18 protein-coding genes and 1 pseudogene are annotated in these 20,881 nt (G+C 65.5%); 9 read left to right on the top strand and 10 right to left on the bottom strand.

The features are described 5' to 3' along the window. Positions 1–99: 99 nt before the first annotated feature. Both BFL43_RS15450 and BFL43_RS15460 read right to left on the bottom strand, forming a co-directional pair. Positions 100–1,182: a transposase gene (locus BFL43_RS15450; protein WP_084891679.1), complete on the bottom strand. Its 1,083-nt coding sequence runs from the start codon at positions 1,180–1,182 to the stop codon at positions 100–102. A gap of 571 nt (positions 1,183–1,753) precedes the next feature. Then, a complete protein-coding gene (locus BFL43_RS15460) occupies positions 1,754–2,440 on the bottom strand; it encodes a hypothetical protein (RefSeq protein WP_084893411.1) in 687 nt (228 codons plus the stop codon). Between the two features lie 104 nt (positions 2,441–2,544). On the opposite strand from BFL43_RS15460, the gene BFL43_RS15465 reads away from it, so the two are divergent. Both BFL43_RS15465 and BFL43_RS15470 read left to right on the top strand, forming a co-directional pair. Continuing rightward, the gene (locus tag BFL43_RS15465) at positions 2,545–2,880 is read left to right on the top strand and encodes a hypothetical protein (RefSeq protein WP_143695344.1); all 336 of its coding nucleotides are present in this window, start codon (positions 2,545–2,547) and stop codon (positions 2,878–2,880) included. 12 nt (positions 2,881–2,892) lie between these two features. Continuing rightward, a pseudogene (locus BFL43_RS15470) lies at positions 2,893–3,645 on the top strand (oxygenase MpaB family protein); the annotation flags it as partial. On the opposite strand, the gene BFL43_RS15475 reads toward BFL43_RS15470, so the two are convergent. Both BFL43_RS15475 and BFL43_RS29500 read right to left on the bottom strand, forming a co-directional pair. Next, entirely contained in the window at positions 3,633–5,576 is a 1,944-nt protein-coding gene (locus BFL43_RS15475; protein WP_240498291.1) for an EAL domain-containing protein, read from the bottom strand. The pseudogene BFL43_RS15470 and the gene BFL43_RS15475 sit on opposite strands and share 13 nt — an antisense overlap. 108 nt (positions 5,577–5,684) lie before the next feature. After that, the gene (locus BFL43_RS29500) at positions 5,685–5,831 is read right to left on the bottom strand and encodes a PAS domain-containing protein (protein ID WP_240498292.1); all 147 of its coding nucleotides are present in this window, start codon (positions 5,829–5,831) and stop codon (positions 5,685–5,687) included. Positions 5,832–6,074: 243 nt separating this feature from the next. Here BFL43_RS29500 and BFL43_RS15480 point away from each other — a divergent pair, with 243 nt between their 5' ends. Continuing rightward, complete coding sequence (locus BFL43_RS15480) at positions 6,075–7,178, top strand: glycosyltransferase (protein WP_084893414.1); 1,104 nt, start codon at positions 6,075–6,077, stop codon at positions 7,176–7,178. 8 nt (positions 7,179–7,186) lie between these two features. On the opposite strand, the gene nadE is transcribed toward BFL43_RS15480, so the two are convergent. From nadE to BFL43_RS15510, 6 genes are all read right to left on the bottom strand, one after another. Beyond that, complete coding sequence (nadE, locus tag BFL43_RS15485; RefSeq protein WP_084893415.1) at positions 7,187–8,011, bottom strand: ammonia-dependent NAD(+) synthetase; 825 nt, start codon at positions 8,009–8,011, stop codon at positions 7,187–7,189. Then, positions 8,008–8,556, bottom strand: a complete 549-nt coding sequence (locus BFL43_RS15490) for a CinA family protein (RefSeq protein ID WP_084893416.1) — start codon at positions 8,554–8,556, stop codon at positions 8,008–8,010. The genes nadE and BFL43_RS15490 overlap by 4 nt, the downstream gene beginning before the upstream one ends. Before the next feature lie 75 nt (positions 8,557–8,631). Next, positions 8,632–9,471, bottom strand: a complete 840-nt coding sequence (locus BFL43_RS15495; protein WP_084893417.1) for a galactosyltransferase-related protein — start codon at positions 9,469–9,471, stop codon at positions 8,632–8,634. After that, positions 9,468–10,445, bottom strand: coding sequence for a glycosyltransferase (locus BFL43_RS15500; RefSeq protein ID WP_084893418.1), 978 nt, complete (start codon positions 10,443–10,445; stop codon positions 9,468–9,470). Before BFL43_RS15500 ends, BFL43_RS15495 begins: the two co-directional genes overlap by 4 nt. Then, positions 10,442–11,536, bottom strand: a complete 1,095-nt coding sequence (locus BFL43_RS15505; protein ID WP_240498293.1) for a glycosyltransferase — start codon at positions 11,534–11,536, stop codon at positions 10,442–10,444. The genes BFL43_RS15500 and BFL43_RS15505 overlap by 4 nt, the downstream gene beginning before the upstream one ends. Then, on the bottom strand, positions 11,529–12,599 hold the full coding sequence (locus BFL43_RS15510; protein ID WP_206186684.1) for a glycosyltransferase: 1,071 nt from the start codon (positions 12,597–12,599) through the stop codon (positions 11,529–11,531). Before BFL43_RS15510 ends, BFL43_RS15505 begins: the two co-directional genes overlap by 8 nt. Positions 12,600–13,046: 447 nt before the next feature. Between BFL43_RS15510 and BFL43_RS15515 the strand changes: the two genes are divergently transcribed. Genes BFL43_RS15515 through BFL43_RS15540 form a run of 6 tightly spaced genes read left to right on the top strand, consistent with a single transcriptional unit; the run spans position 13,047 to position 20,861 of the window. Further along, positions 13,047–13,145, top strand: coding sequence for a potassium-transporting ATPase subunit F (locus BFL43_RS15515; RefSeq protein WP_084834682.1), 99 nt, complete (start codon positions 13,047–13,049; stop codon positions 13,143–13,145). A gap of 6 nt (positions 13,146–13,151) precedes the next feature. Further along, on the top strand, positions 13,152–14,861 hold the full coding sequence (gene kdpA, locus BFL43_RS15520; protein ID WP_084893420.1) for a potassium-transporting ATPase subunit KdpA: 1,710 nt from the start codon (positions 13,152–13,154) through the stop codon (positions 14,859–14,861). Next, on the top strand, positions 14,858–16,960 hold the full coding sequence (kdpB, locus tag BFL43_RS15525) for a potassium-transporting ATPase subunit KdpB (RefSeq protein WP_084893421.1): 2,103 nt from the start codon (positions 14,858–14,860) through the stop codon (positions 16,958–16,960). Before kdpA ends, kdpB begins: the two co-directional genes overlap by 4 nt. Positions 16,961–16,965: 5 nt before the next feature. Beyond that, the gene (locus BFL43_RS15530) at positions 16,966–17,592 is read left to right on the top strand and encodes a potassium-transporting ATPase subunit C (RefSeq protein ID WP_084893422.1); all 627 of its coding nucleotides are present in this window, start codon (positions 16,966–16,968) and stop codon (positions 17,590–17,592) included. A gap of 10 nt (positions 17,593–17,602) precedes the next feature. Then, positions 17,603–20,167: a sensor histidine kinase KdpD gene (locus tag BFL43_RS15535; protein WP_084893423.1), complete on the top strand. Its 2,565-nt coding sequence runs from the start codon at positions 17,603–17,605 to the stop codon at positions 20,165–20,167. Then, positions 20,160–20,861: a response regulator gene (locus BFL43_RS15540; RefSeq protein WP_084893424.1), complete on the top strand. Its 702-nt coding sequence runs from the start codon at positions 20,160–20,162 to the stop codon at positions 20,859–20,861. Before BFL43_RS15535 ends, BFL43_RS15540 begins: the two co-directional genes overlap by 8 nt. The last annotated feature ends 20 nt before the right edge of the window (positions 20,862–20,881 follow it).

Raw genomic sequence — 20,881 nt, forward strand, 5'->3', positions numbered from 1 at the left:
TGCACACGTTGCATAGGCTGTTGCCTAATCCCGCGGGCGTGTTTGATCGTGGGGGTTCGTGGCCCGGTCGGGGATTGGGCCGGGGCCGTGGCCCCGGGGTCAGATGGTGGCGAGGTTGTTGACTTTCACGTAGCGCAGGAAGTTGGTGGCTGCGGCGGCGAGGATGAGTTCAGATTGTGCAGCTGCGAGGCCGCGTCGGGCGAATCGTCGTAGGGTTCGTCGGTCTTTGAGGTGGGCGTTGACGGGTTCGATGATCCCTGCGCGTTGGCGGTAGTGGGCGGTTCCTTCGTCGGTGCCGATGCGTTCTTGCATCTCTTCGATGGCGGTCCGGTCGTATTTCCCGGGCTGGGTGACTGCCGTTTTCTTCGATGTTGCAACATCTTTGGCTTTGCCGGGCGCGATGAGTCTGTTGGGTCCGGCGGCGGCGAGGTTCTCTCGTGAGAAGTAGCCGGCGTCGGCAAGGACGGTCCCGATGACCCGATCGTGACCGGCGGCGGCGAGCTCGCTCAACGTTTGCTCGACGGCGGCGACCGTCGGTATGTACTCGCCAATATCGATGCCGCGGTCGGTGACATACGCGGCGAGGATGAGGTGATCTTCGGAGACGGCCAGCTGGGCGTTATAGGCCTGCCGGAACCCGAATCGGGTCTTCATGAGCCGGGACTGCGGGTCGGTAAGGTTGCGTTTTCGGACTGGTTTGGAAGCGTTCCGGCGCTCGAGCGCGGCCCGCGCATTGATCAGGTTCTGCCGGGCTTTGAGCACGTTGACATTGCGATCGGGATGCACCGCCCGGCGTCCGGCCGGGCGCCGTCCTTGCGCGAGTACCTGCTGCTGAGCGGTGTAGATGGCGGTCGACTCTTCGGTGAGACGGCGTTCTTTGGCCTCAGCACGCTCGACCCTACGTATCGTCATCTTTGCTGCACTGCTGGGTCGTTCGCGGCGATCTTTCTCGATCGAGGCCAGCGCTTCAGCGATCGCAGCTTGGCGAGTGGCCCTCGACTGCAACCGCGGCGGAGTCTGATCGCCTGGGTCGTCGAGATCTTCTTGATCATCGACAGCAGCCGCTTCGGCGACGATCTCGCTCGCCATCTCTCGCAGTCTGGCTTCGGTTTTGTTCGCATCGATACTGGCGTTGGCTTCGATCTTGGTGCCATCGACGGCGATGGTCCCGACCTTGACCATCCCTGCCGCCGCACACAGCTGCAGGACCTGGGTAACAGGCTGGTGAAGTGGGTTTCCTGGTCTTTGCGGAACCGGGCGATGACGGTGTGATCAGGGGCGTGTTGGGCGCACGCGACCCGGAACGCGACGTCGGTGTGGCAGCGTCGTTCGATCATCCGGGAGGACCGCTCCCCGACGCAGTAGGCATAGAACAGCAGCACCAACATCATGTCCGGGTCGTAACCGCGCCGTCCGGCGTTTGAATCGGCCGTGGCCCGACGCTTACGCCGGCCATGAAACGCCGAGGTATCCAGCGCCTGAACAATATCGGCGATCAGCCACACCAGATGACCGGGCGGCAACCACTCCCGCATATCCGGCGGCAACAGAAACTGCTGATCACGATCAGCATGGATGTACGACTTGGCCACACCAGAATTCTTGCACCAAACACGCCGAATCGCGGGCGTTACCGCCCGCGATTCGGCAACAGCCTCTGCAACAGGTGCTTTTGACTGAACGGTGTGTTTTTGTGGTGCCCGCAGCGCGGTGTTGCCGCCCAGACGGGCTGGGCGGCAACGCCAGCGAGGCTTCAGTCCGTGTTCTTCGTGGCGGAAAGGCGCGCCTCGATGCCTCCGACGAATACGTCGATCGACAGCTCCAGTTGGGCTCTGTCGTAGGTGTTTACCTTCTGTTCGGCGATCCTGGCGAGAGTGGGTATCTCAGGTTTGTGCTCAGACATGGCTTGCCGGAGCAACTCTGGGCGCGGCGCTGCTTCGGCCGTTGCGATCGCGACCATGTCCCTGGCATGGGAGAGGCAGATGTTCGTCAGTAGCACCAGACACCGAAGGGCGGTTTCGTCATCGGCGCCGGCGTCGATCAGCTTCTGGACGATGACCTCGGATGCCTCGAGCATGGTCGTGACGAACGGATTGCCGAGTTGGAGATGGTCGGCGAGCGGCCCGATGGCGATGACCGCGTCGGTGAAGCCGATCGCGTAGGTGCGGCAAGCCTCCCTCCACGAAATCTCTGCGCCTAACCGAACTGCAGAAAAGCTGTCCGCGAAGGCGTCCATGGCGACGAGTCCGAGTAAGGTCTCTCGGTCGCTGACGTGATGATTGACCGCCTTCCTGTCGACACCCAAAACTCCGGCAACGGCCTGCATGGTGACCGCACCAGGGTCGAGTGTCTTGGCGGCTGCGACGATCTGGTCCCTGTCGAGCCCCGCCCGGACTCCTCGTGCACGGCGAACGGGTGCAGTGCGTTCACTGTGAGCCACGAGCCCTGCCTCCTCGGAATGGGGGTTGACGACCTCCGAACGGCCAGCCTACAGTCGCACAAGCAACAGTTCCCGGCCGGGAACTGGAAGCCGAGGGGGTAGGCATGCGACTTGTCGCCAACGGTCGAAGCGATGGGTCCGTGAACAGGGTGCTCACCAGTGAGCGCCTTCTCGGTACCGCAAGACGATGGAGGCGATTCGGAGAGCCGACACCGGCGGGTGAATCGCTGGATGCGGACGGGATGCCCGACTACGGAATCTTCGGCCCGGGAAGCGAGGTGTGGGAGGTACTGCTCCATCCCGCGACAATCGTGTTCCACAACTCGATCCAGGGTTTCATGCAGACGATCTACAAACCGATCGAAGCCGGCATTCGCGACTGCGATCCGATCTCGCGCAAAGGGCGCGACGGCACCCTGACGTTCTTCGATTCGTTATAACGGCTCCAGCGCAATGCGGGCATGCACGCTCCGATGTGGCTCGGCGACACCGCGACCGCGGAAAAGATGGTGAAACACCTGCACAACATTCACCAGCGGGTGGCGGGCGACATCATCGACGTCGGCGAGCCGGAACTGGGTGGCTACGCCGCGACCGACACGCGCGAGGTGATGTGTGCGGCCCTGACCGAAATGCACCCGATGCTGCGCGTATATGAGGCCTTTGCCTTCCGGGATGGGAAGCTGCCCCATCGACTTCCGGCCACAGCCCGCGACCGATTCATGGGCGAGTCCGCGCGCTACGTACGTCTGCATGGTGTGCCCGAGGACGAGATACCGACCACGATGGCTCAGCTCGCTCTGCTCTACGAGAAATACGACCATCTGTTTCGGCACAGCCCGACGATGAAACTCATTCCCGAGACCGGCGAGGACTTCGAAGAGGTCATGGGCAAGGCCATGATCAAGAATTTCCACATCACTCAGATACGGGCCATTGTTCCCCTGATGATTCAGGCCATCGTGTTCAATCTGCCTATTGCAGGCGTACTTTCAGGCCGGGCGCGCCGCGCGATGGGACTGGGTCCCACGAAGTCTCGACTTGCGATCCTGTCGAAGATGGCTGTGCTACCGATTGTCTGGCTCATGCAGCAGCCACCGATCGAACGCCACTTCATGAGGCTGATGTGGGGACCCGACGGTGTGGTGCTCATCGAATCGGCACGCCTGCTGCACAGGCAAGCGCGGGCCGCTCAGTCCAGCTGAGCACGCAGCAGTTCTGTTGTCTCGTCGCCGGAGATCGGGCGTCCGAGCAGGTACCCCTGCGCCAGTTGGCATCCGCAAGTCCGAAGCGCCTCGAGCTGCTCCGGGGTCTCGACCCCCTCGGCGACCACGGTCACATCGAATGCGTTTGCGAGCGAGACGATTGCGGAGATGATGGCCTCGCCGCGCGGGCTGGGCAACCTCGCGATGAACGACTGGTCGATCTTGAAACACTCGAACAGCGGGTAGCGGTCGAGGTAGGAGATGGAGCTGTGCCCGACCCCGATGTCATCGAGCAGGATCCCCACGCCCATCCGGTGGAGTTCGGTGAGAGTGTCGGCAACTCGTTCTGTGTCTTCGACCCAGACGGTCTCGGTGATCTCCAGGCCGAGGGCTGTCGGGGGCAGGCCGGTCGCCGCGAGAACCAGCGCGACTTGATTGGGCAGCTTCGCATCCCTCAGCTGCAGGGCGCTGACATTGACGCGGATGGTGATGTCGTTGGTCTTTCGCCATACGGCTGCCTGGGTGCACGCCGTTCGCAGCGCCCACATTCCGAGTTCGGTGGACAGCCCGGTGCGTTCGGCGACGGCCACGAACTCGGTGGGACCGATCGGACCGAGTGTCGGGTGGTTCCACCGTGCCAGCGCCTCGATCGCGACTATCCGGTTGCTGTCGATCTCGACGATCGGTTGGTACACCATGTGCATCTGATCGCCGCGAATCAACGCCTTTCGCAATGCGAGCGAAAGAGTTCGGATGCGTTCGGCGTCATAGACATCGGCGTTGTCGAACACCGCGTGTCCGCCGGTGCCGGTGCCCTTTGCGCGGTACATGGCCAGATCGGCCTGGTGGATGAGGTCTCGCCTGGTCGACGCCTCATCGGACACAGCGATCCCGATACTGGCGCTGCGCGGAGTCGGGGAGTTGTCGTCGACCATCGGTTGCCTGATCTCGTCGGTGATCGAATGCGCGATCTCCTGGGCATGTGCCACATCCCGGATGCCCTCGCAGATGATCAGGAACTCATCCCCACCGAGGCGGGCGACGGTGTCCTGCGGCCGGGTCGCCGAGTTGAGCCGGCGGGCGAATTGGCGCAAAGCGATGTCACCGGTGTCGTGTCCGAGGCTGTCGTTGATGATCTTGAAGTCGTCGATGTCGAGTAGGAGGACGGCGACCACAATTCCGTTGAGCCGGGCCCGCCCAAGCGCCTCGTCAATGCGTTCGTAGGCGACCTCGCGGTTGGGCAGACCCGTCAGCTGATCGCTCATCCGGCGGTGCCGCAGCCGCCGATCCAGTTCGATCCGGCGAATCGCCGTCGACAGTACGCCCGCCACGGTCTGTAGGAATGCGACCTCGCGGGGGCCGTAGGAGCGGGGACGGACGCTGTGCACCGACAGCGCACCCCACGGCCCGGAGTTCCCCGCGATGGGTACGGACGCCCCGCTCTGCATACCGGCGGTTGCCATCGCGCTGGTGTCGAATCGGGTCTCGCCCACGATGTCGACGCAGACTATCGGCGTGTTGCGCAGGATCGAGTAACCCATCAATGAATAGGTTCCTGCAGGTATCGCGCGCATCTTCCAGCCGGCCCCCGCGTACGCCTCGAGGACCAGGACCGCATCCTCTTGAGGATCGACCCGCGTGATCGTCGATCGCTCGACGCCCATCATTGTCGCCGCCGCGCCGGTTGCGATCGGGAGTAGCTGGGGGAGGTCTCCGCTGATCGCGATCCGGCTGAGCTCGGCGACGGACTGCTGCTCCGCGGCGAACTGGGCGGCGCTGGCGGCCGCATCGAGCAGTTGGAGGTCGCGAACGTGACCGGCACGGCGGTCTCGGACATAGGAGGCGATCATTCGCGGGTTGTCACCATCCCGCTCGACCACGAACGTCGAGATGGCGACCGGGATACCCTCTCCCGTGGCGAAATGACGCATCTCGCTACGACCCTGCCAGTGCCCGACCGTGCTCAGCCCGTGCTCGACCTCTCCCGCGACCTGTAGGCCTTCTGGCGTGAAGAAGTCCTCCGTGGTGAGGCTGCCGTCCTAAGGCAATGCGCTCAGTCCCAGCAATTCGAGACCAGCTGGATTGATGTAGCGCACCATGCCTGAGAACTCCGACAGAGAGATGAGATCGGGCGAATGCTCCATCAGCGCTTGCAGGATCGCCAACTCCTGTTCGGGTCCTCGCATAGATAGTCATCCTCCCAGAGCCGTGGGGTCGGCCGGGGCCTGCGGGGCTGGACCTCAGACTGTCTTTGAATGTACTGCGGTCCGGTGGGTAGCGGACGCGTTTGACCACGAAGCCGTCGCGGCGCGGCAGGTCAGCGCCCACACGTCCGACACTGAGGTGCCGGAGGAGGTGTTCGGCCGGAGTTCACCGACGCGCCACCGCACGTTCTGGCCACAGGCCGGGGAGCGGCCGACACTTCGACCATGCGGATAGTGCAGGTCGCCAACTTCTACGGGCCGCGTTCGGGTGGACTCCGGACCGCGGTCGACGAACTGGGGACCGGATATGTTCGGCGTGGTCACCACGTCACGCTGATCGTCCCGGGGCCTGTCGCTGCGAACGAGGTACTCGCATCAGGCGTTGTGCGGGTGACGGTGCCTGCCCCAGTTCTCCCGTTCACCGGGGGATATCGCGCCGCACGCTTCGCTTCCGTTGCGGCGGTGGCTGCGTCGGCGGCCCCCGACGTCATCGAGGTGTCCGACCGATTGACTCTGCGGCGCATGGGTGTCTGGGCGCGCGAACGGGATGTCGGCAGCGTCATGATCGCCCACGAACGTCTCGACAGACTCCTCGGTCAGGTGCTTCCACGAGCCGTGGCGCAGACCCTCGCCGACGTCGCCAATCGCGCGACCGCACGCGACTACGACAAAGTTGTGTGCACCACTGCGTTCGCGGCCGAGGAGTTCGACCGCATCGGCGCGAGCAACCTCTGCCGGGTTCCGCTCGGCGTCGACCTCGAGGTGTTCCACCCCGAGCGCCGCAGCGCCGCACTACGCGACCTGGCAAGACGAGGAGCCGAGCACCTGCTGATCCACTGTGGGCGCCTCTCGGTGGAGAAGCACGTCCATCGAAGTGTCGATGCTGTTGCACTGCTGCGTGATTCAGGGATATCGGTACGCTTGCTGATCGTCGGAGATGGCCCGGTCATGCGCAAGCTGAAGCGGCGCGCAGAGGGTCTGCCCGTCGACTTCGCGGGCTACCTGGGTAGTCGAGCCGAGGTCGCCGCGTTGATGGCGTCGTCCGACGTGGCATTGGCGCCGGGACCCCACGAAACGTTTGGGCTCGCAGCCCTCGAAGCGCTCGCGACGGGTACCCCGGTGGTGGTGTCGCAGAGATCCGCGCTGTCGGAGATCGTGAGGGCCGAGTCGGGCGCACTGGCTCCGGATACGGCGATGGGTGTGGCCCAGGCGATCTTGGCCGTGCTGGACCTCCCTGCGGCACAACGACGATCACTGGCTCGCGAGCGCGCGGAACAGTTCAGCTGGCCACACGCTGTCGATGGCATGCTCGCGGCCTTCGTCGGCTGATCCGATCGTCACTGCCACCACGTGTCGGACGGGGCGACCGGCAGATGACGCTTGTGCTGAGTGCGCAGATATACGGCCTCGATCGTTTCAGCGGCCTCGGCCGAGACCGATTCTCCCTGTAGGTAACGGTCGATCTCCGGGTACGTCACCCCGAGTGCCTCTTCGTCGGGCAGTGCCGGCCGGTCGTCCTCGAGGTCGGCCGTGGGAACCTTCTGCCACGTGGATTCGGGGGCGCCCAGCGAGCGCAACAGCTGCGCACCTTGGCTTTTGGTCAGACCCTCGAGCGGATTGACGTCGGTACCCCCGTCCCCGTACTTGGTGAAGAATCCGGTGACGGCCTCGGCGGCGTGGTCTGTACCGACCACGAGCAGGTTACGCTCACCGGCCACGGCGTACTGGGCCACCATGCGTGCCCGGGCTTTCACGTTCCCGCGCACGAAGTCTCGCAGTCGGTCGACACCGAGACCGTTGGCGATGGCGGCGGATTCGGCGTCGACTCCGGGTTTGATGTCGATGCTGATCACCCGGGATGGTTTGATGAAATCGAGCGCGATGTCGACATCGGACTGGTCGGATTGCTGTCCGTGCGGCAACTGCACCCCGACGAACTCGGCGCCGCCGGCCGCCTCATTGACCCGGTCGACGGCCAACTGGCTCAGTTTCCCTGCCAGGGTACTGTCCTGGCCTCCGCTGATGCCCAGCACCAAACCCTGTGTGCCGGTGGCGCGTAGGTACGAGGCAAGAAACTGTACTCGTCGCTCGATCTCGCGTTCGGCATCGATCGACGGTGAGACGTGTAGCTCCTTGCGGATCTGGTCGCGGAGCGCGGTCATGGGTTCTCCTCTCCGGTCCGGGGTGTCTGCTCGTCCGGATCGCCTGTTCCTGCCTTGGCGTGCTGAATGAGCAGATCCACGCTCGCGGCGATCGTAGAGGCGAGGACCTGCTCCGGCTCCCCATCGAAGACTCGATGCAAGGTCTCGACCGAACCGTTGTCGTAGACACCGAACCACACGGTCCCCGGTGGCACGTCCTCCTGGGTTTCGGGTCCGGCTTCTCCGGTCACCGCGACCGCCAGATCGGCGCCGAGCAACGTCGCGGTACTGCGGGCCATCGCTCTGGCCGCGGCTTCGCTGACCACTGGCCCGTCCGGGACGTCCAGTACGTCGTGTTTTACCTGCTTGCGATAGGCGACAATGCCTCCGCAGTACCAGTCACCTGAATCTGACGCGCGTCCCAGCTCGGCGGCCAGGTTGCCCGCGGTCAGTGACTCGGCGGTGGCGATGACTCTGTTGTTCTGCTCGGCCAGCTCCGCCAGCTGCTCACACCACTGCGCAAGCTCAGAATCGGTCGGTATCCGCTTTTCGGGATCGGCAATCATCGACTCCTCCGTCCTTCGAATATTGCTGTGCTGCAAGTTATGGCGTAGCCATTTCGGGTGGACTCGAAACGTCGGTCAGGCGGGTAGGGTGACCCAGCTATCAGTACGCGCATCGAACGCGATCAGTCCTCGATCGCGGAAGGCGTCGAGCCATCCCTGCATCGGCCACCATCCCCACCGCGAGTGGAAGATCCGGGCATTACGCAGGATGTCGTCGAGGTGTTCCACGGGGGGATCGGAGACCGGGTGGTACTGGTGATAGGCGTGGGCGCCGCCGACCCAGGCAATGCGGAAATCATGCGCCGCAGCCGACATGGCGAAATCGGTGTCCTCCGCGCCGTAGCCCTCGTACGCGGTCGAGAAGCCGCCGAGCATCTGCCAGTTCGCGACGGTCAGCGCAAACGACAACGACCAGAACAGGGTCATCTCGGTGTCGAGAACGATGACGCCGGCGTCGGGGTTCGGGCGCGCCCGATGCGGATCGGTCAGTGCCGCGAGGTCGCCCAGATCGGCGTGCGGCGACAGATAGGTGACGGGTCCGCAGAAGAGCAGTTGTTCTCCACCTCTCCGTTCGGCGGCAGCGGCGTAGTACCGGAACAACTGGGGGCCGGGAACACAGTCGACGTCGAGGAAGGCCAACAGGTCCGCGCCGGCGTCGATCGCGGTCCGTGCGCCGAGGTTGCGGGCCTGCGCCAAGGGCAGGTGTGCGCCGACGGACTCGACGTCGACCACCCGGGTCGAGGGATACGGTGCCGCGATGTCGTGCACCGCAGGATCATTCATCGCGACGATGATGTGTTCCGTGGGCCGCACGGCCGCTGCGGCCACCCCGTCGAGGTGGTTCGCGAGGTGATCATGTCGGCCGGAGACGATGGTGATGGCAACGACCTTCGGCGGCCGCGATGCGGAAGTCATCCGAGGACCGCCTCGATGGCGGCCGCCGCTCGTCCCGCGGCGCCCGCGGTGCGCCAGCGGGACCACGACGTGGCCGAATCAGGTACTGCCCGCAGGATCGTCGCCCACTCGTCCGCGGTGGGCCACGCGGAACATACATGCGCCAGACCCGCACGGGCAACGTTTCTTCCGGTGCGGAGTTGTTCGTCGAAGGGGCGGTCCTGAGGGAGGAGTACCGCGGGCTTCTGGGCGACCGCGACGTCGGCGACACTGCCCTGTCCGGCGTTGGTGACCACGAGCCGGGCGCTGCACAACTCCCGCCATGGATCGTCGCTCCACGTTCCGAACGCCGGGCCGAGCCCGCGGACGGTGAGTTCGGGGTGGTCGTCGGCGAACTGCGAGACCGCGGCCTGCGAGGTGGTGGCCCCACCGGTGCCGGTCAGGACCAGGACGTCGGACTGGCAGCCGGCATCGTTGTGGACCGGACGGCCGTCAAACCGGCTGATCCCTCCCGTGAACGTGGTCTTGTGCAGGTGCGGGATGAGCCATTCCGGCCGGTATAGCTCCTCCGGCCACGGAGCGATGATGGCGTCGGCCAACTGGTAGGCCAGCAGATGGGGCGGATCCGTTCGCTCCCCGGGCATCGCAGTGACGACCACGGGAACACCGAGCAAGCGAACGAAGGCTGCGACCTCCACGGACACGTCGACCACCATGGCATCGGGACGGTGGACAGACACGAACTCCGCAATCTCCACCATGCGGGTCCGAAGTCCGACGTCGAGGCGGGGAGCCCAATGCAGCGCTCCGTTGGCGTCGACGTCGCTTGGAGTATCCGACAGATCATCTCGCGTGAGCCTGACCCGGTCGGCGAACACCGCGCTGGTGATGTCGGCACTGCTCAGCGCCACGACCGGAACCCTGAGCCGTTCGGTGATCGCCTCCGCGCGCATCCGGTGTCCACTGCCCTGATGGTGGATGTAGTAGCCGATCACGCCGGGATGTTCTCGCGGCCGGCCATCTCCGAGTAGAGCAGCTGATACTGCTCCACCATGGTGTCTTCGCTGCAGTGGGTGAGTGCGCGACGCCGGACGTTGCCGCGGTCGTATCCCGCGGCCGTGAGAGCCGCAGTCGCCAGTGCCGCAACGTCTCCGGGTGGGACGAGGATCCCGCCGTCGATACCGACGATCTCGGGGATTCCACCGCGATCGAACGATGCCACGGGGGTCCCGCACGCCAGTGATTCGGCGACCACGAGTCCGTACGGCTCGTCCCACATCGGGGTGACCAGAGTGACTGCCGACGAGCCGACGAGGTCGGCCAGTGCGCTGTGACCGAGGTGCCCGACGTACTTGATCTGGTCGTCGAGCGCAGGCTCGATCATCGTGGTGAAGTAATGCTCGTCGCTCCGGGGACCGGCGAGACGGAGCGGCTTCCCGGCCAGCCGAGCGGCCTCGATCGCCAGGTGTGCGCCCTTCTCCGGGACCAGGCGACCGAACCAGACAAGGTCCGTGCCGCCGGCACCCTCCGGCCAGTGGTCGATCCGAACTCCGTTGCGGACCACAGGTGTCGGACCCAGGACGTGCTCCCACAGCCGCGCGGTGTGGCCACTGACCGCCACGCATCGCGGTTGGGGCGCGACGGTCATCGCCGACTCGAGCCAGGGCGTGGGCGGGGTGTGCAGGGTGGTCACCATGGGGGTGGCCAGTGCCGGAGCCATCGCGATGGGCAGGTAGTGCAGGCTGTGGTTGTGGATGAGGTCGAACCGCCCGGGGTCGGCGACGAGATCGAGCATCAGTGACAGATAAGCGTGATGGTCACGCATCGCCGTCTCGGACGGCATCGACACATCACCCCGCGCCACCGCAGATGGCTCGAAGATGTTGACGTGCATCACATGTACGCCGGGGCCGACGTCCGATCCCGGGCCTGCGAACAGGGTCACCTCGTGTCCCGCGGCAGTCAGTGCCCGCGTCAGGTGCCAGACATGGGCTTCGAGCCCGCCCGCGAAAGGTTCCGCGATGGGGTGGCGGCTCGATGCGATGACGGCGATCTGCAACGGCCGTTCAGTCATCCGTTCAGGCATCGAGGCACCTGCTGTAGATGGCGGAATGCTGTTGGGCCAGCCACTGTCTCTGCGAGAGCCGCTGCGACCACGACGGTGCCGGGGTGGGAGTGTCGTGGGCCGTTTTCAGTGCAGCAGCGAGTGTCTCGGCGTCGAAATGGTCTTCATCGAGGTCGAACTCGAAGCATTCCTGTTGCTGACCGTAGAAGCCGCAGCTGGGAGCCAGGACCGCTGTGCCCAGATCGTGGCACGCCTCGAGCCAGCCCGAATGCGTCCCGAACCGGTACGGAAGTACCGAAACAGATAGACCTTGCAGGTACGCCCACAATTGTTCGTCCGAGAACCGCCGGTGCTCGATCAGCCGTGCGCGGCGGTGGGATCCGAGCGTCCGAAGTGCTCGTCCCAGGTCGGGGTCGTATCCGTGGCTGCTTCGATCGAAGATGTCGTCGTGCACGTTGATCTGTATCACCACGTCGTCGTATGACCCGGCGATCTCGACCAGGGCCTGCGCGACCGTCAGCGGGTCGCAGTTCGCACGCGCACTCTTCGCATGTACGCCGACGGTGAACTGGGGGGAGTCGGTCGGACGTCGATGGAACCACTGCGGCGGGACCACGTGTGGATGGGGCAAGACGGTGGCGGTGCGCGCCCAGCGCTCCCGGATGCGCTCGGCGGCACCCGGGGTGAGAGTGATGATCTCGTCGGCCTCCGGAACCAGGATGTCGAGTATTTCCTCGTGGGCACCTGGCTCCCGATGGTGCGGATTACGCAGGTCGTGCAGCGTGTAGACGATCGGCTTGCCGCGTGATCGGAGCTCGTGGATCACGTCCCTCATGACCTCGGGAGAGACATCGTCGAACCCGAAGTGGATGTGGAAGACGTCGAACTCCGCGTGGTGGGCCGAGATCCACTGTGGGTCGAACATGCGCGGTGGCCACCACACGCCGGGATCCACCGGACCACCGGCCGGAACAGGGTCGGGCAGGCGGATGACATTCGTCTCCTCGGGCATCAGAGGCGCGATGTGCCGGACGTAAACATGTGAGTTCGGCACCGACGCGACCCTGATACTGCTGCGCTTCACCCACGACCTCGCTCCACCATCGCTCACGGACTTCCAGAAGGCTGACGACTCAACCGAGACAGGCATGACGGAGGCGGATCGTGTCCGCCTCGCCATGCCTCATCGTGCGTATACCCAGCTGTGAGGGCGGCTAACCGTGCGCGCGGACCGTCGTCAGACGGCGGATCATTCCCAGAGCACGGATCGGCTTCCTCATCTGGCTGTCAGCAGCAAGCGGCGCAAAGATCTCGTAAAGATGCAGCGTGTGCGCGTATGAAGGTCGTCAACACCCTGGTCGCGGGCACCGCCGGCCCAGCATGCTGAATCCACCGGCCGGACCCGACGAAGTGGTCCGGCCCCCTCATCCTCAGGAGTGGACGTGGCAGATCTCTTTTTCGTGCCGGCGATCTTCGGCGGTTTCGGTGTGTGCGTACTCGTCCTGCGCCTCGTCGCTGCCAGGACCCGACCGTGACCGCCGACGGCGCGACGAATGTCGTGTTGCTGATCATCGCAATCGTGGTGGTGCTGTATCTCTGTGCAGCCCTGGTACTTCCCGAAAGGTTCTAGGCAAACGTGAACTCCTCTGTGGCCGCCGCCCTCCAGGTCGGGTCGGTGGTCTTCATCCTCGCGGCGGCGTACGTCCCGCTCGGCGACTACATGGCCCGCGTGTTCTCCGGTGGGCGCGGCAGACCGCAAGGCCTCGGGACTGACCTGGCGCCGGAACGCCTGCTCTACAAGATCGCCAGGATCGACCCGCGCCGGTCCCAGACCTGGACGGGTTACGCCACCGCAGTGCTGGCGTTCTCCTTCGTCGGGGTGCTGTTCCTCTACGCCCTGCAGCGACTCCAAGGTGTGCTGCCCTGGAGCGACGGCCGCGACGGGGTCTCGCCCGCGATGGCCTTCAACACTGCGATCTCCTTCGTCGCGAACACCAACTGGCAGTCCTTCTCACCCGAGGTCGTGATGAGCAACCTCACCCAGATGGCCGGGCTCGCGGTGCAGAACTTCCTGTCCGCTGCGGTCGGTCTCGCGGTGGCGGTGGCGCTCATCCGCGGAATCATCGGCACGAAGGGCGACGGCGAACTCGGCAACTTCTGGGTGGATCTGACCAGAGCCACCTTCCGGATCCTGTTGCCGCTGAGCATCATCGTCGCGCTACTGCTGCTCACCCAGGGCGCAGTGCAGTCGTTCAAGAGCGGCTTCGACTTCATCGGGCTCGACGGGTCGAGTGGGTCCGGCGTGGTAGGACCGTTCGCATCTCAGGAGGCGATCAAGGAACTCGGCACCAACGGCGGCGGAACCCTGTCGGCCAACTCCGCACATCCGTTCTCCAACCCCACACCGCTCAGCAACATCGTGGAAATCATTGCGTTGCTGATCATCCCGGTGTGTCTGACCCGCACCTACGGCACGATGGTCGGTGACCGCCGGCAGGGTCTCACGATCCTCGGGGTCATGGCCACGATCTGGTCGGGCATGGTCGCCCTCGTCTGGGCGTTCGAATCGCATACCAACGGCCTCGCGGCCCAGGCGGCCGGCGCGATGATGGAAGGCAAGGAACAACGGTTCGGGGTCGCCGGGTCTGCCTTGTTCGCGGTCTCGACAACGGGAACATCCACCGGCGCGGTGAACTCGGCGCACGACTCGTACTCCGCAGGCGGCGGTGGCGCACTGATCTGGAACATGCTGCTGGGTGAAGTCGCACCCGGCGGCGTCGGGACCGGTCTGTACGGAATGCTGGTGCTGGCGATCATCGCGGTGTTCGTCGGTGGCCTGCTCGTGGGCCGGACACCGCAATTCCTGGGCAAGAAGATCGGCCAGCACGAGATCACCATGGCGGCGCTGTCGATCCTGGTGATGCCCGCGTTGGTGTTGATCGGCACCGCGATCACCGTGATCTTGGCGTCCACCACAGGTTTTCAGGGCAACAGCGGCGAACCTGGATCACCGGGTTCGATTCACGGCTTCTCGGAGGTGCTGTACGCGTTCGCCTCCGCGGCAAACAACAACGGCAGTGCGTTCGGCGGGCTCACCGCCACCAGTGACTGGTTCCAGAGCTCACTGGGCTTCGCGATGCTGCTCGGCCGGTTCCTGCCGATCATCTTCGTCCTCGCGCTGGCCGGCCTACTGGCCTCGGCGAAACCCCGACAGGTCAGCTCCGCAACACTGCCCACCCACGGTCTGCTCTACGGCGGCCTGCTCACCGGCACAGTTCTTCTCGTCGCCGGACTCACCTTCTTCCCGGCCATGGCGCTGGGACCGATAGCAGAGGCACTTTCATGACCACAGTCGCGGAGCGGGACACCGCGTCCGTCCGGGCGGACGACGATCTGGCCGGTAGCGGAGCGTTTGATCCCCGCCAGCTGATCACCTCGGTACCCCAGGCGCTGCGCAAACTCGATCCGCGTGACCAGGCGCGCAATCCGGTGATGTTCGTCGTCTACCTCGGCGCGATCATCACGACGGTCCTGGCGGTGTGGCAGCCGTCGTGGTTCTCGTTCGCGGTGGTGTTCTGGCTCTGGTTCACGGTGTTGTTCGCGAACCTCGCCGAAGCGGTCGCCGAGGGACGCGGCCGCGCCCAGGCCGCGAGCCTGCGGAAAGTCAAACAGGACACCGTCGCTCGACGGCTCGACGCAGACGGCGCCATCACCGAGATCTCGGGCAGCGCACTCGTGATCGGTGACCTGATCGTCGTCGAGGCCGGAGAGGTGATCGCCGGCGACGGCGACGTCGTCGACGGTATCGCCACGGTCGACGAATCCGCGATCACCGGTGAATCCGCACCCGTGATCCGCGAATCCGGCGGCGACCGCAGTGCGGTGACCGGTGGCACGGTGGTGTTGTCGGACAAGATCATCGTGAAGATCACGACGTCGCCGGGCGAATCGTTCGTGGACCGGATGATCGCGCTCGTCGAAGGAGCGTCGCGGAAGAAGACACCGAACGAGATCGCCCTCGACATCCTGCTTTCGAGCCTGACCATCATCTTCCTGCTGGCGGTCGTGGCTGTCGGGCCCATGCAGCAGTACGCGGGACAGACCCCGGATGCGGTGAAACTCATCGCGCTGCTGGTCTGCTTGATCCCGACCACCATCGGTGCGTTGCTCTCGTCGATCGGGATCGCCGGGATGGACCGGCTGGTGCAGCGCAACGTCCTCGCGATGTCCGGGCGCGCGGTCGAGGCGGCCGGCGACATCGACACACTGCTCATGGACAAGACCGGAACCATCACATTCGGCAACCGCCAGGCGACTGCCCTGGTGCCGGCGCCCGGCGTGACGCTTTCGCAATTGTCCTTGGCAGCATGCCAATCGAGCCTGGCCGACGACACCCCAGAGGGTCGGAGCATCGTCGACTTGTGCCGTGTCGAGTTCGGCCAGGATCCGGAAGCGCTCGACGCCGCAGACCGGGCCACCCGGGAGATCGTTCCTTTCACCGCCCAGACCCGGATGAGCGGGATGGACGTGCCCGGCCCCGCCGGTACGGTCAGAATCCGCAAGGGTGCGGCCGACGCGCTGCTGCGGTGGGTCGCCGACAACCACGGTGACACCCCGGCCGAGGTGAGCGATGAGGTCGCCAACATCTCGCGGGCAGGCGGCACGCCACTGGTCGTCGGCACCCAGACCGGCGACGACCGGGCCGTCATATTAGGGACGATCGCGCTCTCCGATGTCGTGAAACCGGGTATGGCCGAGCGCTTTGCGCAGCTGCGGGCGATGGGGATACGCACGGTGATGGTCACCGGTGACAACCCGCTCACCGCGACGGCGATCGCCGCGGAAGCCGGAGTCGACGACTTCGTGGCCGAAGCGACACCCGAGGACAAACTGGCGTTGATCCGCAAGGAGCAGGCCGGCGGGCGATTGGTCGCCATGACCGGCGACGGCACCAACGACGCTCCGGCACTCGCCCAGGCCGACGTCGGGCTGGCGATGAACACGGGCACCTCGGCCGCAAAAGAAGCCGGCAACATGGTGGATCTGGACTCCGATCCCACCAAGCTGATCGACGTGGTGGCGATCGGCAAGCAGCTGCTGATCACCCGCGGAGCGTTGACCACGTTCTCCCTGGCCAACGACCTCGCGAAATACTTCGCGATCTTGCCCGCGCTCTTCAGTGGCATCTACCCGCAACTCGACAAGCTCAACATCATGGGTCTGCACTCGTCGGAGTCGGCGATCACGTCGGCGGTGATCTTCAACGCCCTGGTCATCGTGGCGCTCATCCCGTTGTCGCTACGCGGTGTGCGGTACCGGCCCAGTTCTGCGTCAAAGCTGTTGGGTCGCAATCTGTTGATCTACGGACTCGGGGGTGTGATCACGCCGTTCCTCGGTATCTGGCTGATCGACCTGGTGGTCCGCTTTCTCCCGGGAATGGGGTAGACGAGATGAGAACGATGTCGACGTGGATACGGCAGTGTGTGGTGGCCGTCGCGGTCCTCGCAGCGATGACGGTGATCCTGGGGGTGGCCTATCCCGCAGTCGTCTGGGGGTTTTCGCGAATCGGCGCGACCTCGGCCGACGGGTCGCAGGTCACCGACCGCAACGGCTGCGTCGTCGGGTCGAGCCTGATCGGCATCGATCCGCAGGTGGCCGCCGGCGAACCCGACAGGTACCTGCACGCCCGCGTGCTGGGATCCTCGGACGACCCGATGGCCCCCGGTGATCCCGCAGCGTCCGCGGCGAGCAACCAGGGCCCGAACAGTGAGAAGCTGGCCGGCTGGATCGCCGAACGAAGGCAGCTGATCGCCGCTCGCGAGGGCGTGAGCGCCGACCGTGTTCCGGTCGATGCGGTCACCGGGTCAGGGTCGGGTCTCGACCCGCACATCAGCCCGGCCTACGCGGGGCTCCAGGTACCGCGGCTGGCCAGGGAGAACGGGAAGTCGATCGCGGAGGTGCGGCAGATCATCTCGGATCACACCGAGGGGCGTCAGCTGGGCTTTCTCGGCCAGCCCAGGGTCGACGTGCTCGAGGTGAACCTCGATCTGGGGCTGACCGCTCCTGCCTGCGACTAAGGTCGGCGCAGTGACCGGCGAAACCAGAGGGCGTCTCGAGGTGTTCCTCGGCTGCGCCCCCGGTGTGGGCAAGACGTACGAGATGCTGGCGCAGGCCCACGCTCTGCTCGGAGAGGACGTCGATGTGGTGGTCGCGGTGGTGGAGACGCACGGGCGGTCCGTCACCGCGGCCATGACCGACGGATTGGAGCTGATCGCTCGCCGGAATGTCGAGCACCGCGGGACCGTACTCGCCGAGATGGACACAGACGCGGTGCTTGCCCGCCGCCCGCAGGTGGCCCTTGTCGACGAACTCGCCCACACGAACGCCCCCGGCTCGCGGAACGCCAAGCGCTGGCAAGACATCGAAGAGCTGCGCGCCGCCGGCATCGATGTCCTGTCCACGATCAACATCCAGCATCTGGAGAGTCTGAACGACGTGGTCCAGGAGATCACCGGGATCGTGCAGCGCGAGACCGTCCCTGACGACGTCGTGCGGGCCGCCGACGAGATCGAACTCGTCGACATCGCGCCACAGGCACTGCGGCAACGTCTTACGGCAGGCAAGGTGTACCCCGGGGACCGGGTGGGCGGTGCGCTGGCCAACTATTTCCGCGAAGGCAACCTCACCGCGCTGCGGGAATTGGCCCTGCTGTGGCTGGCCGATCAGGTCGACGACAACCTCGCGACATATCGCGCCGCACACCAGATCACCGCCACCTGGGAGGCGCGCGAGCGCGTCGTGGTGGCGCTGACCGGCGGTCCGGAATCGGCGACACTGCTCCGCCGCGCAGGCCGGATCGCGTCGCGCTCGAGCGCCGAACTCGTCGTGGTGCACATCGCGGCGGCTGACGGTCTCGCCGATCCCGCCTCGCTGGACATCGCCGAGCTCACCGAGCTGGCCAAAGGGTTCGGCGCACAAACCCACACGATCGTCGGCGACGACGTACCCGCCGCGCTGCTCGAGTTCGCCCGTGGGGTCAACGCCACCCAACTCGTGGTCGGCACCTCCCGACGTTCTCGGTGGCAACGCATCCTCGACGAAGGCGTCGGCGCCACCGTCGTGCGGAACTCCGGAAAGATCGACGTCCACATGGTCACCCATTCCGAGACCAAGGCACGAAATCCACTCGACATCAGGCAGACCCGCTTCCACCGGCCGCTGAGTTGGGTGTTCGCCGTCCTGGTCCCGGCGGCGGCGGCGGGGGTGCTCGCCTTCCTGGACCGGTGGCTGGGTATCGCCAGCGAGTCGGCGTTGTTCTTCGTGGTGGTGCTCGCGGTCTCCATGCTCGGTGGCATCGGTCCGGCGGCGCTGTCGGCGATTGTGTCGGGGTTGTTGCTCAACTACTTCTTCACCTCGCCGCGCTACACCTTCACCATCAACGAGGCCGACAACCTGATCACCATCATCGTGATGCTGATGATCGCCATAGCCGTTGCTGCTCTGGTCGATTCGGCCACTGTCAGACGGGTGCAGGCGCAGCGGGCCGGTCGTGATGCCGAACTCCTCGCCACGTTCTCCGGCGCTGTTCTCAGTGGAGAAGGACTCGACGGCCTGCTGCGGCGGGTCCGCGAAACCTACGATCAGCGCGCCGTCTCGCTGATCCGTCGCAGCGGCCGCGAGGCGAGCATCGTGGAGGGATCGGTCGGGGAGGAGCCACCTGCCGACACCGGTGCCGCCGACACCGTGTGTCCCGTCCCCGGCAGCGACTTCGCGATGTTGCTCACCGGCCCCAAACTCGGTGGCCGTGAACGCAAGGTTCTCGTCGCTGTCGCCACCCAGGCCGCGGGCCTCGTCGAACGGCGCGAACTCGCCGCCGAGGCGGCCGAGGCACGAGCGCTGGCGGAAACCGATCAACTGCGACGGGCACTGCTGTCGGCGGTGAGTCACGACCTACGGACACCGTTGGCCGCGGTCAAAGCGGCCGCGTCGAGTTTGCGGGGTACCGACGTCACGTTCTCGCCCCAGGACACCGCGGAACTGCTCGCCACCATCGAAGAATCCACTGATCATCTGACCGCGCTGGTCGGCAATCTGCTCGACTCGTCGCGACTGGCCGCCGGGGTGATTCGGCCAGACCTGCAGATGGTCTATCTGACGGAGGTCGTGAGCCGGGCCATGATGGGCATCTCCCGCCTCGACCCCACCGGTGCCACTCGTGTCGAACTCGATGTCGAACAGATGCTCGTCTACGCAGACCCGGGGCTGCTCGAACGCGTACTGGCCAATCTGATCGACAACGCCCTCCGGCACAGCGGGCAGGCCTCGGTGGTGCAGGTCCGCGCCCGCCTCGGCCACGACCCATCTGATGTCGAGGACCTACCGCGATGCACGGTGTCGGTGCGCGACCACGGTTCGGGGGTACCCGCCGAGTCGTGGGACAAGATCTTCACCGCCTTCCAGCGACTCGGGGACTCGGGCAGCGGTACCGGGGTAGGGCTGGGGTTGTCCGTGGCGCAGGGTTTCGTCCGCGCGATGGGATCCGAGATCACCCCCTCGCAGACACCGGGCGGCGGCTTGACGATGTCGTTCGAACTGCGTTCCGGCCCGCCCGCCGAAGCCCAGTTCGCCCGGGTGGAGGTACTCGATGGTTGAGGAGGGGCGCGAGGCCAAGGTGCGCGTGCTCGTCGTCGACGACGAGCCGCAGATTCTGCGCGCCCTGCGGATCAATCTGAATGCGCGCGGGTTCGACGTGACCACCGCCTCCAGCGGTGCGGGCGCCTTGACCGCTGCCGGTCAGACGAATCCCCAGGTGATCGTCCTCGACCTCGGTCTACCCGACATAGACGGATTCACGGTCCTCGCCGGGTTGCGGGGGTGGACCGACGTGCCGGTCATCGTCCTGTCGGCGCGCACCGATTCGGCCGACAAGGTGCAGGCCCTCGACGCCGGTGCGGATGACTACGTGACCAAACCCTTCGGCATGGAGGAGTTCCTCGCCCGGCTGCGGGCAGCGGTTCGGCGCGGAAGTGCCACCGACTCCTCGGAACCTGTGGTCGAGACCGATGCGTTCACGGTCGATCTGCGTTCGAAACAGGTCACCCGCGGGGGAGTGCCCGTCCACCTGACCCCCACCGAATGGGGTGTGCTGGAGCTGCTGGTGCACAACGAGGGCAAGTTGGTCGGCCAACGCGACATCCTCACCCACGTGTGGGGTCCCAGTTATGGCACCCAGAGCAATTACCTGCGGGTCTATCTCGCCAGTTTGCGGAGAAAGCTCGAGGTCGATCCCACGAAGCCGCGGCATCTGCTGACCGAAGCGGGGATGGGCTACCGGTTCGTTCGGTGAGCACACGACCATCCGACCTG

The organism is Williamsia sp. 1135 (assembly GCF_002095395.1).
Taxonomy (GTDB): Bacteria; Actinomycetota; Actinomycetes; order Mycobacteriales; family Mycobacteriaceae; genus Williamsia.

Bases quoted from the DNA above. Each gene is read 5' to 3' on its own strand.
- BFL43_RS15490 (WP_084893416.1), bottom strand. From the start codon at position 8,556: ATGATTGCCGATCCCGAAAAGCGGATACCGACCGATTCTGAGCTTGCG.
- BFL43_RS15475 (WP_240498291.1), bottom strand. From the start codon at position 5,576: ATGCGTCATTTCGCCACGGGAGAGGGTATCCCGGTCGCCATCTCGACG.
- BFL43_RS29500 (WP_240498292.1), bottom strand. From the start codon at position 5,831: ATGCGAGGACCCGAACAGGAGTTGGCGATCCTGCAAGCGCTGATGGAG.
- BFL43_RS15465 (WP_143695344.1), top strand. From the start codon at position 2,545: ATGCGACTTGTCGCCAACGGTCGAAGCGATGGGTCCGTGAACAGGGTG.
- kdpB (WP_084893421.1), top strand. From the start codon at position 14,858: ATGACCACAGTCGCGGAGCGGGACACCGCGTCCGTCCGGGCGGACGAC.
- BFL43_RS15505 (WP_240498293.1), bottom strand. From the start codon at position 11,536: ATGCCTGAACGGATGACTGAACGGCCGTTGCAGATCGCCGTCATCGCA.
- nadE (WP_084893415.1), bottom strand. From the start codon at position 8,011: ATGACCGCGCTCCGCGACCAGATCCGCAAGGAGCTACACGTCTCACCG.
- BFL43_RS15495 (WP_084893417.1), bottom strand. From the start codon at position 9,471: ATGACTTCCGCATCGCGGCCGCCGAAGGTCGTTGCCATCACCATCGTC.
- BFL43_RS15530 (WP_084893422.1), top strand. From the start codon at position 16,966: ATGAGAACGATGTCGACGTGGATACGGCAGTGTGTGGTGGCCGTCGCG.
- BFL43_RS15540 (WP_084893424.1), top strand. From the start codon at position 20,160: ATGGTTGAGGAGGGGCGCGAGGCCAAGGTGCGCGTGCTCGTCGTCGAC.
- BFL43_RS15450 (WP_084891679.1), bottom strand. From the start codon at position 1,182: ATGGTCAAGGTCGGGACCATCGCCGTCGATGGCACCAAGATCGAAGCC.
- BFL43_RS15480 (WP_084893414.1), top strand. From the start codon at position 6,075: ATGCGGATAGTGCAGGTCGCCAACTTCTACGGGCCGCGTTCGGGTGGA.